The following is a 16,666-nucleotide window of genomic DNA, read 5'->3' on the forward strand; positions in this document are numbered from 1 at the left end:
TGTGGCCCACGCAAGGACATCAGGCCACGATTTGCGCCACGTGCTCACCCAGGGCCAGTGCGCTGGTGAGCCCCGGCGACTCGATGCCAAACAGGTTGACCAGGCCCGGCACGCCATGCGCGGCAGGCCCCTGGACCACGAAGTCGGTGATGGCGGCCCCTTGCGCATCGAACACCTTGGGCCGTATGCCCGCGTAACCAGGCTCCAGCGCCCCGTCGCGCAGACCGGGCCAGTACTTGCGCACCTCGGCGTAGAAGGCCTGGCCGCGTGCCGGGTCCACGGCCAGGTCGTCGGGGGTCTCCACCCACTGCACGTCGGGCCCAAAGCGTGCCTGGCCGCCCAGATCCAGCGTCAGGTGCACGCCCAGACCAGCGGCCTCGGGCACGGGGTAGATCAGACGCGAGAACGGCGCACGGCCTGCCAGCGTGAAATAGTTGCCCTTGGCGTAGCGCGGCTGCGGCACATGCACAGCGTCCAGCCCCTGGGTGCGCAGCGCCAGTGCGGGCGCCGCCAGCCCGGCGGCGTTGACCACCGTGGTGGCCTGCAGGTGTGCACCATCATTCGCTATTATATTGATAACACCTTGCGCACATTCCATATGCGCTACCGTCGAATTGACGGCCAAGATTCCGCCGGCTTGCTCTACATCTGCCAACAGGGCCAGCATCAGCGCATGGCTGTCCACAATGCCGGTGTCGGGTGAATGCAGCGCAGCCACGCATTCGAGGGCGGGCTCCAGGGCACGCGCTGCGTCGCACTCCAGCCATTGCAGCGCCACGCCATTGCCCAGGGCATGCGCCTGTACGGCGCGCAGGGCCTCGCGCTGGGCATCGGCCGTGGCGACCACCAGCTTGCCGCAGCGCTGGTGGGGAATGGCGCGCTCGGCGCAGTAGGCGTACAACAACCCGCGCCCCTGCACGCACAGCCGCGCCTTGAGCGAGCCCTGCGGGTAGTACAGCCCGGCGTGGATGACCTCGCTGTTGCGCGCGCTGGTGCCTGTGCCAAAGGTGGGGGCGGCCTCCAGCACCAGCACCTCGCGCCCGCGCAGCGCCAGTGCGCGCGCCACGGCCAGGCCTACCACGCCTGCGCCCACCACCACGCAATCGACCTTGTCCACCATGGCTTGTCCGTTCAGGCCTGCTCAAAGCCCTCGAGCACGTTGACCGCGTTGGTGCCCAGCTCGGCCGCGGCGTAGCCGCCTTCGAGCACGAACACGGTGGGCAGGCCCAAGCGTTCCAGCCGCTGCCCCAGGCGCAGGAAATCCGCCGAGGCCAGGGCAAATCGCGAGATCGGGTCGCCCTCGAACGTATCGAGCCCGAGCGAGACCACCAGTGCTTCTGCGCCATAGGCGGAAATGCGCGCACAGGCCTGCTCCAGCGCGCCGAACCACGCCTGCACGCTGCTGCCCGCCGCCAGCGGCAGGTTGAGGTTGCAGCCCGCCCCGGCGCCCGTGCCCGTCTCGTCGGCGTAGCCCAGGTAGAACGGGTATTCGGTGCGCGGGTCGCCGTGGATGCTGACGAACAGCACGTCCGCACGGTCGTAGAAGATGCTTTGCGTGCCGTTGCCGTGGTGGTAGTCCACGTCCAGCACGGCCACGCGGGCCGCGCCCTGGTCGCGCAGCCACTGGGCGGCCACGGCGGCGTTGTTGAGCAGGCAGTAGCCGCCCATGAAGTCCGGCCCCGCATGGTGGCCCGGCGGGCGCGTGCAGCAGAAGGCCGCGCGTGCACCGGCCGCCACGCGCGCCGCCGCGCTGGCAGCGGCATCGGCACCGGCCTTGGCGGCCTGCCAACTACCCGCAGCCAGCGGCGTGCCGTTGTCCATGGAATACAGCCCCAGGCGGGCGACGAAGTTGTCCGGCTCGATGTCGCTGCGCAGGGTGCGCACAGGCCAGACCGAGGGGAAGGGTTGCACCTGGGCATTGGCCGGATCCAGCGCCAGCCATTGCGCCCACGCCGTCTGCAGAAACTGCAGGTAGCGCGGCGCATGGATGCGCGCGAGCACGGTGCTGCTGTCCTGGTCGGGCGCCAGCAGCGCGTGGCCGCGCTCGGTCAGGCGGGATTCGACGTAGTCGGCGCGCGCGGGCTTCTCGAAGCAGGGCACGCGCTCGCCCCGGAAGAACTCATGCACCGGGGCGTGCAGGTGGTGCAGCGGGTTGTGGAAGGTGATCATGCGCCGAGTGTAAAAGCCGGCGCCAACCACTTACGCGATTTCAGCCCAAGGCTGGGGCCGCGCGCCATCTGCAAACAGCGGGTGCGCCTGCGCCTCCTCCAGCGTGAGTACCGGGGTCACGCAGGCATCCGCCTGCGCGAAGCGCTCGCTCCACATGGCCAGCGGCTGCGAGGCGACGAGCTGCGCCACCTCGGCGCGCAGGGCTGCGCAGTCGGGCGAGCCCGGCAACTGGCCGCGCTGCCAGTGGCGCTGCACCCAGTCGGGGCGGCCGAAGACCTCGCAGGCCGCCTTCCAAAACTTGAACTCCAGCGCCCCCACGGCCAGGTGGCGGCCATCCTGCGTGGCGTAGAGGTTGTAGCAGGGCAGCACGCCGTTGAGCAGGTCCTCGCCCGCGCCGGGGCGGCGCCCCAGCAGCGGTGCCAGCATGGCGCCCGTGGCCTGGGGCATGACCAGCTGGGCGTGCAGGCCATGGACCATGCTCACGTCCAGGTGCCGACCCTGCCCCGTCTTCTGTGCCTCGAACACCGCGGCCAGCACGGCGATGCAGGCCATGGCGCTGCCGCCCGCCAGATCACCCCACTGCACGTTGGACAGGGCCAGTTCGCCCGTGGGCGCGCGCATCTGGTCCAGCACGCCCGACAGCGCCATGAAGTTCAGGTCGTGCCCCGCCTTCTGCGCCCAGGGGCCGTGCTGGCCGTAGCCGGTGATGGACACCATCACCAGGCGCGGGTTCGGCGCGTGCAACGTGGCCGCATCCAGCCCCAGGCCCTGCAGCACACCGGGGCGGAAGCTGTCGAGCAGCACGTCGGCCTCCTGCACCCAGGCGCGCAGACGGTCCAGATCAGCGCTGCTGCGGAAGTCGATGGTGCGGCATTCCTTGCCGTGGTTGAGCGCCTCGAACAGCGCCGCCAGCGGTCGCGCCGGGTCGCCCTCGGGCGGCTCCACCTTGACGATGGTGGCGCCCAGGTCGGCCAACAGGCGGGTGGCAAACGGCCCGGGCAGATTGCGCGTGAGGTCGAGCACGCGCAGGCCGGACAGCAGTGGAGGTATGGCCATGTCCGTCACAACCCGAGTTGTTTGGAAATGATCTCGTTCATGATCTCGTGCGTGCCGCCGCCGATCGAGAGGATACGGTTGTCGCGGTACAGGCGCTCGACCAGCGACTCGCGCATGTAGCCCATGCCGCCGAAGATCTGCACCGCCTCATCCGTGACCATGGTGGACACCGAGGTAGCGAAGTTCTTGGCCATGGAGACCTCGGCGATCGCCGACTCGCCCGCCTGCATGCGCGCGGCGCAGCGGTAGGTGTACTCGCGCGCCACGTTCACCTGCGTGGCCATCTCGGCCAGCTTGTGGCGGATGACCTGGTGCTTGGACAGCGGCTTGCCGAAGGTGGTGCGCTCCTTCACGTAGGCCAGGCATTGCTCCAGCGCGAGCTGCGCCGTCATGGTCGCCATGATGGCCAGGCTCAGGCGCTCGGCCTGGAAGTTGGCCATGATGGTGAAGAAGCCCGAGTTCTCCGGCCCCAGCAGGTTTTCCGCCGGCACGCGGCAGTCCTGGAAGAACAGCTCGGCCGTATCCGAGGCCCACCAGCCCATCTTCTTGAGCGTGCGCCCCACGGTGAAGCCCGGCGTGCCCTTCTCGATGAGCAGCAGCGAGACGCCGCCAAAACCCGCCTCGCCCGTGCGCACGGCCACGGTGTAGTAGTCGGCGCGCGCGCCCGAGGTGATGAAGGTCTTGGAGCCGTTGACCACATAGTGGTCGCCATCACGCACCGCGCGGGTCTTGAGGTTGGCCACGTCCGAGCCGCCGCTGGGCTCGGTGATGGCCAGGGCGATGATCTTCTCGCCCGCGAGCACCTGCGGCACGATGCGCTGCTTGAGCTCGTCCGAACCCGTGCGCCAGACCGGCGGCAGGCCGATGTCCAGCGAACCCAGGCTGGCGACGAAGCCACCCGAGCCGCTGCGCATCAGTTCCTCGCTGGCGGCTACCTTCAGGAACACGTCCTGCTCGCCCGAGCCGCCGAACTCGGTGGGGTGGCCTATGCCCAGCAGGCCCAGGCTGCCGGCCTGCTGGTACACCTCGCGCGGGAAACCGCCCGCCTCTTCCCATGCGTCGATGTGCGGCTTGACGGCCTCATTGACGAAGCGGCGCATGGTGTCGCGCACCATGCCGTGCGTTTCGTTGAAGTAATCGACGTAAACGCCGCTCAATGCCTTGTCACGCATCCTCGAACCTCCGGTTTTCCTGTGCCATCTGGACCAGAATTGCCGCGGGCTCGAAGCGCGCGCCATGCTGCTGCGCCAGTTCACGCGAGCGCGCTACGAAGCGCTGCACGCCCATGGCGTTGATGAACTGGAGCGCGCCACCCTGGTGCGGCGCGAAGCCCCAGCCGAAGATGGAGCCGATGTTGGCGTCGGCCACCGAGCGCACCACGTTTTCCTCGAAGCAGCGCGCGGCCTCGTTGGCCTGGATGAACATCAGCCGGTCCACCAGCTCCTGCTGCGTGGGCTGGTCGGCGCGCGGCGGGTACAGGGTGGTCAGCTCCGGCCACAGGCTCTTTTCCTTGCCCTGGTAGTCGTAGAAGCCCTTGCCGGCCTTCTTTCCGACGCGGCCCAGCTCGGCGCACAGCTTGCGCAGCACCGCTTCGCCGGGGTGCGTGGGGTAGCTCTTGCCCTCGGCCTCCAAGTCGCGGCGCGTCTGGTCGCTCACGTGCAGCGACAGGCTCAGCGACACCTCGTCCTGCAGGGCCAGCGGCGGCATGGGCATGCCGGCCTTGACACCCGCCACCTCGATCGAGCGCGGGTGCACGCCCTCGGCCAGCATAGCGATGCCCTCCATCACGTAGGTGGCGAACACGCGAGAGGTGTAGAAGCCCCGGCTGTCGTTGACCACGATGGGCGTCTTGCCGATCTGCAGCACGTAGTCGAAACCGCGTGCCAGCGTCGCGTCCGACGTCTTCTCGCCCACGATGATCTCGACCAGCGGCATCTTGTCCACGGGCGAGAAGAAATGCAGGCCGATGAAGTGCGCCGGGCGGCGGCTCACCTGGGCCAGGCCGGTGATGGGCAGCGTGGAGGTGTTGGAGGCGAACACCGCGTCCTCGCCGATCACCGCCTCGGCCAGTTGGGTGCAGTCGGCCTTGATGGCGCGGTCCTCGAACACGGCCTCGACCACCAGGTCGCAGCCCTGCAGGTCTTCGTAGCGCGTGGTGGGCAGGATGCGTGCCAGCAGCGCATCGCGCTTCTCCTGTGTGGTCTTGCCGCGCGACAGGGCCTTGTCCAGCAGGCCCTGCGAGTAGGCCTTGCCCTTGTCGGCGTTTTCCTGCGTGGTGTCGAGCAGCACCACGTCAATGCCGGCCTTGGCCGACACATAGGCAATGCCCGCACCCATCATGCCCGCGCCCAGGATGCCGACCTTTTTCACCTTGCCCTGCGGCTGGTTGGCGGGGCGTGACTGGCCCTTCTTGATGGCATTGAGCTGGTACCACAGCGTGCCGATCATGTTCTTGCTGACCTGCGAGACGATGCAGGCCGCGAAGTAGCGCGACTCGACCTGCAGCGCGTTGTCGATGTCGAGCAGGCAGCCCTCGAACAGGCAGCTCATGATGTGCGTGATGGCCGGGTAATTGCCATGGGCCTTGGCGTTGGCCATGGAGGGTGCGATGGCCAGCATCTGCACCACGGACGGGCTCTTGCTGTCGCCACCGGGGATGCGGAAGCCCTTGGCGTCCCAGGGCTGCACGGGCTTGGGGTTGGCCAGGCACCAGTCACGCGCCTTTTGCAGCAGCTCCTCGCGCGAGGCCGCCAGGTCGTTGACGATGCCCAGGCCCTTGGCCTTGGCGGGGCTCAGCTCCGTGCCCTGGGTGATGAGTTCAAAGCTCTTCTGGATGCCGATCAGGCGCGGCAGGCGCTGCGTGCCGCCGGCGCCGGGCAGCAGGCCCAGCTTGACCTCGGGCAGGCCGATCTTGGCCTTGGGGTCGTCGATGGCGAAGCGGGCGTGGCAGGCCAGCGCCAGTTCCAGGCCACCGCCCAGCGTGGTGCCGTTGAGGGCGGCCACCACGGGCTTGCTGCATTTCTCCATGCGGCGCAGCAGGGCCTTGAGCTCTTCGCCCAACTGGAAGGCCTGCTCTACGGTGGTGATCTGGTTGAGCTGGTCAATATCGGCGCCCACGATGAAGGTGGGCTTGCCGGAGGTGATGACCAGGCCTTTGAGAGCGTCTTCCTTCTCCAGCCGTTCCAGGAGGGTGGCAAAACCGCCCAGCAGTTCGGGGGTGAGCACGTTCATCACACGGCCGGGTTGGTCGAAGCTGACCAGGCCGATGCCGCTGGCGTCGACGTCGAACGTGACGGTGTTGTTCTGGGTCATGGGTGGGCCTTTCCTCAAACGCGTTCGATGATGGTGGCGATGCCCATGCCGGCACCGACGCACAGGGTGGCCAGGGCCGTGGATTGGCCGGTACGCTCCAGCTCGTCCAGCGCCGTGCCCAGGATGATGGCGCCCGTGGCGCCCAGCGGGTGGCCCATGGCAATGGCGCCGCCGTTGACGTTCACGCGGTCGAGCTGCACGCCCAGGTCGCGCGCCGTCTTCATGGGCACGGTGGCAAAGGCTTCGTTCACTTCCCACAGGTCGATGTCCGACACCGCCATGCCCGCCTTGGCCAGGGCCTTGCGCACGGCGGGCGTGGGGCCGGTCAGCATGATGGTGGGTTCGGAGCCGATGACGGCGCACATGCGCACCTTGGCGCGGGGCTTGAGGCCCGCCTTCTCGCCCGCCGCCTTGCTGCCCAGCAGCATCAGCGCCGCGCCATCGACGATGCCCGAGGAGTTGCCCGCGTGGTGGTGGTGGTGGATTTTTTCGATGGTGGTGTACTTGTCCAGCGCGGTGGAATCAAAGCCCATGCTGCCCATCATCTCGAACGAGGGGTTGAGCTTGGCCAGCGATTCGACCGAGGTGCCGGGGCGCACGGTTTCGTCGCGGTCCAGCATCACCATGCCATTGATGTCCGTGACCGGCACGATGGAGCGCGCAAAGCGCCCTTCGGCCTGCGCCCGCGCGGCGCGGCGGTGCGACTCGGCGGCGAAGGCGTCCAGATCGGCACGGCCAAAGCCTTCCAGCGTGGCAATCAGGTCGGCGCTGATGCCCTGGGGAATGAAGGCCGTGCCACTGTTGACGCGCGGGTCCATGACCCAGGCGCCGCCGTCGCTGCCCATGGCCCAGCGGCTCATGGACTCCACGCCGCCCGCGACGACCATGTCTTCCATGCCCGACATGATCTTGGCCGTGGCCAGGTTGACGGACTCCAGGCCCGAGGCGCAGAAGCGCGACTGCGTCACGCCCGCCACGGTTTGCGCCCAGCCCGCGTCCAGCACGGCGGTGCGGGCGATGTCGGCGCCCTGCTCGCCCACAGGGGTCACGCAGCCCAGCACCAGGTCATCGACCAGCGCGGTGTCGAGCCGGTTGCGCGCCTGCAGCGCCTGCAGCAGCGTGCGCAGCAGCCACACGGGGGTGGCCTGGTGCAGGCTGCCGTCCTTCTTGCCCTTGCCGCGCGGCGTGCGCACGGCGTCGTAAATATACGCTTCGGTCATGGAAGCTCCTTGGTGAATGGTTGGATGGACAGGACTGGCGTCACAGGAAGCGCGAGGCCAGCTCCTTCATGATTTCGTTGGTGCCGCCGTAGATGCGCTGCACACGGGCGTCGGCATACAGGCGGGCGATGACGTATTCCTTCATGTAGCCATAGCCGCCAAACAGCTGCAGGCATTCGTCGATCAGCTTGCACTGGTTGTCGGAGATCCAGTACTTGATGAGCGCGGCACGGTCCACGCCCAGCTCGCCTTTGAGGTGCGCCACCATGGCCGCATCGACCAGCGCGCGCGATGCCATCAACAGCGCCTGGCATTCGGCCAGCTTGAAGCGCGTGTTCTGGAACGCAAAGATGGGCTTGCCGAACGCCTGGCGCTCCTTGGTGTACGCCAAGGTTTCCTGCATGGCCAGCTCCATGGCGGCGATGCCGGCCACGGCGACGATCAGGCGCTCCTGCGGCAGCTCCTGCATCAGCTGGATGAAACCCATGCCCTCGTGCGCGCCGAGCAGGTTGGAGGCGGGAACGACCACGTCATCAAAAAACAGTTCAGACGTGTCCTGGGATTCCATGCCGAGCTTGTCGAGGTTGCGTCCACGGCGAAAGCCCTGCACCTGCTCCGTTTCGACGACCATCAACGACATGCCCTGCGCGCCCTGGTCCTTGTCGGTCTTGCAGACCACGATGACGAGGTTGGCGAGCTGGCCGTTGGTGATGAAGGTCTTGCTGCCGTTGATGCGGTAGCTGTCGCCCTCCTTGACAGCCGTGGTGCGCACGCCCTGCAGATCGGAGCCGGTGCCGGGCTCGGTCATGGCGATGGCGCCAATCAGCTCGCCCGTGGCCAGGCGCGGCAGCCAACGCTTTTTCTGTTCTTCGGTGCCGTGGTGCAGGATGTAGGGCGCCACGATGCCCGAGTGCAGCGAGCCGCCAAAGCCGGAAATGCCCGCCGCGCCCTGGGCCAGGATCAGCACCGCCTCGTGGCCGAAGTCGCCACCTGCGCCACCGTATTCCTCGGGCATGGACGCGCACAGAAAGCCGTTGGCCCCCGCCTCTTCCCAGGCACTGCGGTCCATCATGCCGGCCTGGCGCCAGGCTTCATCCTTGGGAGCCCACTGCTCCTTGAAAAAACGGCTGGCCGTGTCGAACAGCATCTGGTGCTCGTCGGTCATCCAGGCGGCGGCGAAGTTGTGAATGGCCACAGAAAGGCTCCTTGCAAATAATCGGTTCCAAAACGCTTGCCTGCAGGCAGACCAGGGATCTACGGTAATCAGCATTACCCACCTGATTACCAAGGGAAAACCATGGTCTTTGGCCTGATTCGGCAGGTGTGCGATCCGTTTTTGTGAGTCAATGAACAGGTAACGCAACAGTTCGCATGGTGACCAATACGGAACCATCGCGCAAGGTGACGCAACTGCGTTTCACTGGCAACATCACCATTTGGTAATATCAATTACCATGTCGGAAAGCCATCGTCCCGAAGCCAGCCCAGGCACCGCAGAGTTCTCCCCCAAGGCACCCCTGACTGCCATGCGCAGCGACACGCTCGCCCGCGTGGAAAAAGCGGTGCTGGACCTGTTTTCCAGCCGCGACTTCCACGAAGTGAGCCTGCACGACGTGGCCCGCAGCGCCAACGTATCGCTGCAGACCATCTACAAATACTTCGGGAGCAAGGAAGCGCTGGTGTACAGCATGCTCGACATCATGCTGGGACGCCTGGCAGAGCGCATGATCGACCACCTGCAGGGCATCGACGACGCGCGCGAGCGCCTGCGCAAAACCTGCTGGGTCACGCTGGACTACATGGACAAACACCCGGCCGTCATGTTGCTGATGTTCACCGCCGTGCCCGTGTCGCGGCACAAGAACATCGGCATTTACGAGAGCCCGGAACTGATGAGCGCCTTTCTGGGTGTATTCAAGGACGGCCAGGCACGCGGCGTGCTGAACGACCGGGTGTCCAGCAAGGTGTTGCTGGACGTGTTCATGGGCATCGTCGGCCGCGTGGTGCTGATGCACATCGTGCGTGGCGAAAAACGCCCATTGACCGCACAGTTCGATGAGCTGTTTCACATCCTGTGGCGGGCGATGTCAGCCGACTGAATCCTCCTTGGCCACTCCTGCCGGCCCCCACAGTGAACGCCGGGGCGTTTGCCAACACCCGCTAAAAGTAGAATCTCGCCCTCATGCCCGCTCCAGACGCCAGCCCTCAGCATTCCCCCAGCACCAGTTCTGCGGCCCCTGACGAGCCATTGCGCGCGCGGCTGGCGCGCCTGTCGGTGTATTTCGGTCTGCACCACCGATGGGCCTGGACGGCTGCCGTGCTTGCCACATTGGCCGTGGGCATTACCGAACCCCTCATTCCCGCGCTCCTCAAACCTTTGCTGGACCAAGGCTTTACCCAGGGCACGCTGCAGCTCTGGATGGTTCCAGCGGCCATCATGGGCATTTTTCTGGTGCGCGGGCTGTCCCAGTTTGTCGGGCAATACGCCCTGGCCCGCATTGCCAACGAAGGCATGCTGGCACTGCGCCGGCAGCTTTTTGACCGTTTGCTGGCGGCCGAACTGGGACTGTTCACGCGCCAGTCAGCCAGCAGCCTGTCCAACACCGTGGTCTATGAAGTTCAGACCGGTGCGTCCCTTATCGTCCAGGCGCTGCTGAGCATTTCGCGCGATGGCTTCACCCTGGTCGCGTTGCTGGTGTATCTGCTGTACCTGAACTGGCAGCTCACGCTCATCGTCGCGGTGGTCGTGCCCGGCGTGGCGTGGATCATGAAGACCCTCTCGCGGCGCCTGTACCACCTGACCAAGAGCGGCCAACAGGCCACCGACGAACTGGCCTATGTGGTCGAGGAAAACGTGCTCGCCCACCGCATGGTGCGCCTGCATGGTGCGCAGCCCGCACAGGCCAAGCGATTCGATGCGCTCAGCCGCCGGCTGCGTGGTTTGGCGATCAAGTCCACCATCGCCTCCTCGGCCATGACGCCGCTGACCCAACTGCTGGCCGCTGCAGCCCTGTCCACCGTGATTTGCGTGGCCTTGTGGCAAAGCCGCGGTGTTGGCGCTGCCGCCCAGGACGTGACCGTGGGCGGCTTTGTGGCCTTCATCACGGCCATGCTGATGCTCATTGCCCCTATCCGCCGCCTGGCAGACGTTGCCAGCCCCCTGACACGCGGCGTGGCAGCGCTGGAGCGCGGCCTGAACCTGCTGGGCCACGCCCCTGCCGAGACTGGCGGCAGCCACGCCCCCGGCCACGCGCGCGGTGCCATCACGCTGCGCGGGGTGCGCGTGGCCTTTGCAGCCGACCAGGCGCCCGCGCTGAGTGGTGTCGATCTGCAGGTGCAGCCCGGTGAGGTGGTGGCCCTGGTCGGCCCCTCTGGCGCAGGCAAGACCACGCTGGTGAACCTGCTGCCACGCTTTGTGCAGCACAGCGCAGGCGAGGTGCTGCTGGACGACCACCGCGTGCAGGACTGGGACCTGACGGCGCTGCGCGCGCAGTTCGCCCTGGTGAGCCAGGACGTGGTGATGTTCAACGACAGCATTGCCGCCAACGTGGCGCTGGGTCAGGATGTGGATCTGCAACGCGTGCACGAATGCCTGGCAGCCGCCAACCTCTCGGCCTATGTGGAAGGCCTGCCCCAAGGGGTGAACACCTTGGTCGGTCACAACGCCACACAGCTCTCAGGCGGCCAGCGCCAGCGCCTGGCGATCGCGCGTGCACTGTACAAGAATGCCCCGATTCTGATCCTGGACGAAGCCACTTCGGCTCTGGACACCGAATCCGAACGCCTGGTGCAGGACGCCCTGCAACGGCTCATGCAGGGCCGCACCACGCTGGTGATTGCGCACCGGCTGTCCACCATCGAACATGCCGACCGCGTGGTGGTGATGGAGCGCGGCCGGATTGTGGAACAAGGCACGCACGCAGAGCTGCTGGCCCAGGGCGGCCTGTATGCCCGCCTGCAGGCGCGCCCGCAGGACGAATGAAACGCAGCCGCTGAAAAGCGATCTACCAGCGCCCCCGGTTGGGCTGACGCTGGCGGATGGCTGCGGCGATGAGGTCGGCCATGTCCTTGCGGTTGGCGCGCAGGGCAAAGTCGGCCGCGCTGAGCCCCAACTTGTTCTTGAGCGCCGGGTCGGCCCCCTCCTTGAGCAGCAGCTCTGCCGATTCACGCGTGCCGTAGTGCACCGCCATCATCAGCGGCGTGGTTCCGTTGGGGGATTCCGCATCGATGTAGGCATGGTGCTCCAGCAGCAGGGCGATGACCTCGGGTTGCTGCGGTGTGGTGCCCGTGGCCGCGTAGTGCAGCGGCGTCCAGCCGGCTTTGTTCACGTCGGCCTCGCGCTCGATCAGGCTGCGCACGGCCTGCACCTGGCCGCGCAGGGCAGCGATCATCAAGGGGCTCTCGTCCTGCGTGTTGCGGGCATCCACCTGCAGGCCACGGGCCTGCAACAGGGCATCGAACACCTTGAACGAACCGTTCTGCAGGGCGAGCGTCAGACCGACATGCCCCTTGGGATCGCGCGTGTTGGGATCGAAGCCACGTTGCAGCAGCGCATTGATGGCGCCAGGATCATCGCGCACCACGGCAACAAAGAAGTCTTCGTAGGAACCGGCCCGCACCGGCAGGCAGGCCGCACAGGCCAGAGCCAGCAGGCTGCGGCGCGCCAAGGTCAACGCGCTCATGGCTGCACCACGCCCTTGAACAGGCTCTCGAAGTTGCGGCCCGTGGCCTCGGCCACGGTCTCCACGGCCATGCCGCGCACGGCGGCGATCTGGCGTGCCACTTCGGGCACGTAGGCGGGGCTGTTGGTCTTGCCTCGGTAGGGCACGGGCGCCAGGTAGGGGCTGTCGGTTTCGATGAGCATGCGATCCATGGGAACAAAGGCGGCCACATCGCGCAGGTCTTGCGCGTTGCGGAAGGTAATGATGCCCGAGAACGAAATGTAGTAGCCCAGATCGAGTGCTGCGCGCGCCACGGCGGCGGTTTCGGTGAAGCAATGGAACACGCCGCCCGCGCTGGCAGCGCTGCCATCCTCGCCCTCTTCGCGCAGGATGCGCAGCGTGTCGTCCGAGGCACTGCGCGTATGGATCACCAGGGGCTTGCCACAGGCGCGCGCGGCGCGGATGTGGGTGCGAAAACGCTCGCGCTGCCACTCCAGGTCGGCCACGCTGCGCCCTCCCTTGCGGTCTTCCATGCCGTAGTAGTCCAGCCCGGTCTCGCCGATGGCGACCACGCGCGGCAGGGCCGCGCGGTCCAGCAGGTCTTGCACCGTGGGTTCGGTCACCCCCTCGTTGTCGGGGTGCACGCCCACCGAGCACCAGAAGTTGTCATACCCCGTGGCCAGCGCATGCACGTCGGCAAATTCTTCCATCGTGGTGCAGATGCACAGGGCCCGATCGACCTGCGCCGCCTGCATGGCGGCGCGGATGGCAGGCAACTGCTCGGCCAGTTGCGGAAAGGTGAGGTGGCAATGCGAATCGGTGAACATGACTGGCCAGTGTAGTGTTTCACTCTGATTGGCACTTTCAGAGCCCCGAAAAAGCTGCCCGGCTAGGCGCAGCGCGCAGGCAATGGTGGTGCCCTTGCCAAGCGCTGCAACGACGCTGGGCAGCTTTTTCAGGGCTCCCTTCGGGCCAGTGGCCAAGGGGCCATCTGCGTTGTTGCAGTGGCTTGACGTAACCCGTTATGCCTGCGCCCCTGCGCCTAGCAGCTGACCCCTTGGCCACTGGCTGAAAGTGCCAATCAGAGTGAAACACTACACTAGAAAAACAAAGCCGACCCGCGCGGACACGGATCGGCAAACAAACAATGCAACGCTCAAATGGTCTGCGTCGGGCGGTCCGAACCCAGCGCTGCGCCGAGGATCTGCTCGATCTTCACCTTGAGCTGGCGCGATTTTTCGTCCTTGGGAAACTGGATGCCCACGCCCTGCGTGCGGTTGCCCCCGGCACGCGCTGGCGTGACCCAGGCCACACGGCCCGCCACCGGGTAGCGCTGTGGGTCGTCAGGCAGCGTCAGCAGCACATACACGTCATCGCCCAAGCGGTATTCGCGCGTGGTGGGCACAAAGATGCCGCCCTCTTCAAAGAACGGAATGTAGGCTGCATGCAAGGCGCCCTTTTCCTTGATGGCCAGCTGCATGACGCTGGGACGGGGCGCTGTGGAGGGGGTGCTCATGGTCTAGCGGACGGTGACGTTGAGGGCGAGTGTAGGGTGTTTCGTGCCTGGGCGACAAGCGCCTCCAGCATCAGGCCTGTGTTGTAGGGATGCTCTGCTGTGCGCGCAGCCTGCAAGAGCGCGCGCGACCACCGGGTCAGCGCTGCCAGCGGAGGCGCGGGCGGCAGGTCGGCGGCGGCAAAGTAGCGCGGCGCGGCACCCACTTGCACAGCCATGAGGTCATGGCAAAGCTTTTGCAGCGCGGTGATGGCCTGCGCCGGGCTGGCCTGCGCCAGCACGGTGGGCACACCGCGCAGCAAGCCCTTGGGAAAGTCGGCCCAGGCCTGCGGCTCCAGGCTGCTGTGGGCCAGTTGCAGTGCATCGTAGGGACGCCCGCCTGCAGCGCGCAACCAGGCCTGCGCGGCTGGGCCGGACACGCCCTGCGCGGCCAGCCAGGCTTGCATCTGCGCATCATCGGGCCAGGCCATGGCATGGCCCAGGCAGCGGCTGCGGATGGTGGGCAGCAACTGGTGCGCCGCCTCGCTGGCCAGCACAAAACGCACGTCACCGGGCGGCTCCTCCAACGTCTTGAGCAAGGCGTTGGCGGTCACGTGGTTCATCTGTTCGGCCGGGTACACCAGCACAGCCTTGCCCCGGCCGCGTGCACTGGTGCGCTGGGCAAACTCCACGGCGTCGCGCATGGCCTCCACGCGGATCTCGGCGCTGGGCTTGCGCTTCTTGTCGTCGATCTCGGCCTGCGCCTTTTCGGGCAAGGGCCAGCCTTGGGCCAGCATCTCGGTTTCGGGCATGAGCACGCACAGGTCGGCGTGGGTGTGCACGTCGATGGCGTGGCAGCTGGCGCACTGGCCGCAGGCGCTGCCATCCGTTGCCGGGGATTCGCACAGCCACGCGCGCACCAGCTCCAGAGCCAAGGGAAACTGCCCCAGGCCCGAGGGCCCGTGCAGCAGCCAGGCATGGCCACGCTGGGCCAGCAAGTGCGCGCGCTGGGCGGCAATCCAGGGCGGTGGTGCAGCGGTGCTGCCCGAACCCTGGCTCACGCCCCGCCCTCCTGCCCCGGCATGGCGGCCTGTGCCAGCCAACCACGCTGCGCCAGCACCTGCAGCAATTGGGCCCACACCGCATCGCGGGGCTGTGCCGCATCCAGGCGGGCAAAGCGCTGCGGTGCCGCCTGGGCGCGCCGGGCATAGCCCTGGGCCACGCGCGTGAAAAAGGCCTCGTCCTGCGACTCGAACCGGTCGGGCGTGCGGGCCGCGGCCAAGCGCTGCGCCGCCGTGGCCGGGAGCAGATCAAACCAGAAGGTCAGGTCAGGTTCACGCATCAAATCGGGCTGCATGGCAAGCCCCGTCTGCGCCATGCGCTCCAATATCGATAGCAAATCCCAATCGAAGCCACGCCCACCGCCCTGGTAGGCAAAGGTGGCATCGGTGTAGCGGTCGCACAGCACCACTTCGCCTCGGGCCAGCGCAGGCTCGATGACCTGGCGCAGGTGGTCGCGCCGGCCGGCAAACACCAGCAGCGCCTCGGTGAGCGCATCCATGGGTTCGCCCAGCAGCAGCGTGCGCAGCTTTTCGGCCAGCGGGGTGCCGCCCGGTTCACGTGTGACGGTGACGCTGCGCCCAGCGCTGCGCAAGGCGGCCGCCAGTGCCTCGATGTGCGAGGACTTGCCCGCGCCATCGATCCCCTCGAAGGTGATGAACAAACCTGGGGTCATTTCTTTTGCAGTTGGTAGCGCTGGACGGCGCGGTTGTGTTCTTCGAGCGTGGCGCTGAAATGGCTGCTGCCATCGCCACGCGCCACGAAGTACAAGGCCCGCGTCGCCTGGGGCTGCACCGCTGCCATGAGCGAGGCCTTGCCCGGCATGGCGATGGGCGTGGGTGGCAGGCCCGTACGGGTGTAGGTGTTCCAGGGCGTGTCGGTCTGCAGGTCACGCTTGCGCAGGTTGCCGTCAAACTTCTCGCCCAGGCCGTAGATCACGGTCGGGTCGGTCTGCAGCAGCATGCCGGTGCGCAGGCGGTTGGCAAACACCCCGGCGATCTGCGGCCGGTCGGCCGCCTGGCCGGTTTCCTTTTCGACAATGCTGGCCAGGACCAGTGCCTCATCGGCGCTCTTGAGCGGCGTGTCGGCACTGCGCTGCGCCCAGGCGGCTTCCAGGTGGCGATCCATGGCGTGCAATGCGCGGCGCAGCACGGCCAGATCGCTGGAACCCTTGGCATAGGCGTAGGTATCGGGGAAGAAGCGCCCCTCGGCGGGCACGCCGGGGCGGCCGAGCTGCTGCATGATCTCAGCGTCCGACAAACTGGCGGTGTCGTGGCGCAGCTCCTCGCGGGCCAGCGCGGCGCGCATCTGGCGGAAGGTCCAGCCCTCCACCAAGGTCAGACTGCGCAGCGACTCCTCGCCGCGCACCAGCTTGTCGAGCAGTGCGATGGGCGTGGTGCCGGGCGGAATCTCGTAGTTGCCCGCGCGTATCTCGCGCACCTTGCCCGACAGGCGGAACCAGGCAAACAGCAGGCGCGCATCGACACGCACCCCTGCGCGCTCGATGTCACGCGCAATGGTGCGCGGCGGCGTGCCGGGTTCGATGGCCAGCTCCAGCGGCTCGCTGCCCATGGGCAGCGGCGCATGCAGCCAAGCCCATGCCGCAGCCCCCAGCGCGGTGGCCACTATCAATGCCAGAACGAGAAGTCGGCGCACAACCCTGATGCCAGTAGAGTGAAGAACCGGGCATCATAATG

General features: G+C 67.0%; 15 protein-coding genes. 2 read left to right on the top strand and 13 right to left on the bottom strand.

From position 1 onward, the window contains the following. Positions 1-19: 19 nt before the first annotated feature. Genes GWK50_RS10330 through GWK50_RS10360 form a run of 7 tightly spaced genes read right to left on the bottom strand, consistent with a single transcriptional unit; the run spans position 20 to position 8,952 of the window. The gene (locus tag GWK50_RS10330; protein ID WP_162016431.1) at positions 20-1,120 is read right to left on the bottom strand and encodes an NAD(P)/FAD-dependent oxidoreductase; all 1,101 of its coding nucleotides are present in this window, start codon (positions 1,118-1,120) and stop codon (positions 20-22) included. A gap of 11 nt (positions 1,121-1,131) precedes the next feature. After that, the gene (locus tag GWK50_RS10335) at positions 1,132-2,169 is read right to left on the bottom strand and encodes a histone deacetylase family protein (protein WP_162016432.1); all 1,038 of its coding nucleotides are present in this window, start codon (positions 2,167-2,169) and stop codon (positions 1,132-1,134) included. A 30-nt stretch (positions 2,170-2,199) separates the two neighbouring features. Next, complete coding sequence (locus GWK50_RS10340) at positions 2,200-3,225, bottom strand: CoA transferase (RefSeq protein WP_162016433.1); 1,026 nt, start codon at positions 3,223-3,225, stop codon at positions 2,200-2,202. A 5-nt stretch (positions 3,226-3,230) separates the two neighbouring features. Beyond that, complete coding sequence (locus GWK50_RS10345; protein ID WP_197905059.1) at positions 3,231-4,340, bottom strand: acyl-CoA dehydrogenase family protein; 1,110 nt, start codon at positions 4,338-4,340, stop codon at positions 3,231-3,233. A gap of 49 nt (positions 4,341-4,389) precedes the next feature. After that, positions 4,390-6,537 (bottom strand): 3-hydroxyacyl-CoA dehydrogenase NAD-binding domain-containing protein, encoded by a 2,148-nt coding sequence (locus tag GWK50_RS10350; RefSeq protein WP_162016435.1) that lies wholly within the window; start codon positions 6,535-6,537, stop codon positions 4,390-4,392. A 14-nt stretch (positions 6,538-6,551) separates the two neighbouring features. Next, entirely contained in the window at positions 6,552-7,757 is a 1,206-nt protein-coding gene (locus GWK50_RS10355) for an acetyl-CoA C-acetyltransferase (RefSeq protein WP_162016436.1), read from the bottom strand. Positions 7,758-7,797: 40 nt separating this feature from the next. Then, complete coding sequence (locus GWK50_RS10360; RefSeq protein ID WP_162016437.1) at positions 7,798-8,952, bottom strand: acyl-CoA dehydrogenase family protein; 1,155 nt, start codon at positions 8,950-8,952, stop codon at positions 7,798-7,800. Positions 8,953-9,211: 259 nt separating this feature from the next. Between GWK50_RS10360 and GWK50_RS10365 the strand changes: the two genes are divergently transcribed. Beyond that, positions 9,212-9,856: a TetR/AcrR family transcriptional regulator gene (locus GWK50_RS10365; RefSeq protein ID WP_162016438.1), complete on the top strand. Its 645-nt coding sequence runs from the start codon at positions 9,212-9,214 to the stop codon at positions 9,854-9,856. Between the two features lie 83 nt (positions 9,857-9,939). Then, positions 9,940-11,739, top strand: a complete 1,800-nt coding sequence (gene msbA / locus GWK50_RS10370; RefSeq protein ID WP_162016439.1) for a lipid A export permease/ATP-binding protein MsbA — start codon at positions 9,940-9,942, stop codon at positions 11,737-11,739. A gap of 22 nt (positions 11,740-11,761) precedes the next feature. Here msbA and GWK50_RS10375 read toward each other — a convergent pair whose 3' ends face one another. From GWK50_RS10375 to mltG, 6 genes are all read right to left on the bottom strand, one after another. After that, positions 11,762-12,439, bottom strand: a complete 678-nt coding sequence (locus tag GWK50_RS10375; RefSeq protein ID WP_162016440.1) for an ankyrin repeat domain-containing protein — start codon at positions 12,437-12,439, stop codon at positions 11,762-11,764. After that, a complete protein-coding gene (locus tag GWK50_RS10380) occupies positions 12,436-13,245 on the bottom strand; it encodes a TatD family hydrolase (RefSeq protein WP_162016441.1) in 810 nt (269 codons plus the stop codon). The genes GWK50_RS10375 and GWK50_RS10380 overlap by 4 nt, the downstream gene beginning before the upstream one ends. A 329-nt stretch (positions 13,246-13,574) precedes the next feature. Beyond that, positions 13,575-13,934 carry a PilZ domain-containing protein gene (locus tag GWK50_RS10385; protein ID WP_162016442.1) on the bottom strand — a complete coding sequence of 120 codons (360 nt, stop codon included), beginning with the start codon at positions 13,932-13,934 and terminating at the stop codon, positions 13,575-13,577. Continuing rightward, positions 13,931-14,971, bottom strand: a complete 1,041-nt coding sequence (locus tag GWK50_RS10390; protein WP_162016443.1) for a DNA polymerase III subunit delta' — start codon at positions 14,969-14,971, stop codon at positions 13,931-13,933. Before GWK50_RS10390 ends, GWK50_RS10385 begins: the two co-directional genes overlap by 4 nt. After that, positions 14,968-15,645, bottom strand: a complete 678-nt coding sequence (gene tmk, locus GWK50_RS10395; RefSeq protein ID WP_162016444.1) for a dTMP kinase — start codon at positions 15,643-15,645, stop codon at positions 14,968-14,970. The genes GWK50_RS10390 and tmk overlap by 4 nt, the downstream gene beginning before the upstream one ends. Beyond that, positions 15,642-16,634: an endolytic transglycosylase MltG gene (gene mltG / locus GWK50_RS10400; protein WP_162018081.1), complete on the bottom strand. Its 993-nt coding sequence runs from the start codon at positions 16,632-16,634 to the stop codon at positions 15,642-15,644. The genes tmk and mltG overlap by 4 nt, the downstream gene beginning before the upstream one ends. Positions 16,635-16,666: the final 32 nt, after the last annotated feature.

Source organism: Acidovorax sp. 210-6 (assembly GCF_010020825.1).
Classification (GTDB): Bacteria; Pseudomonadota; Gammaproteobacteria; order Burkholderiales; family Burkholderiaceae_C; genus Simplicispira; species Simplicispira sedimenti.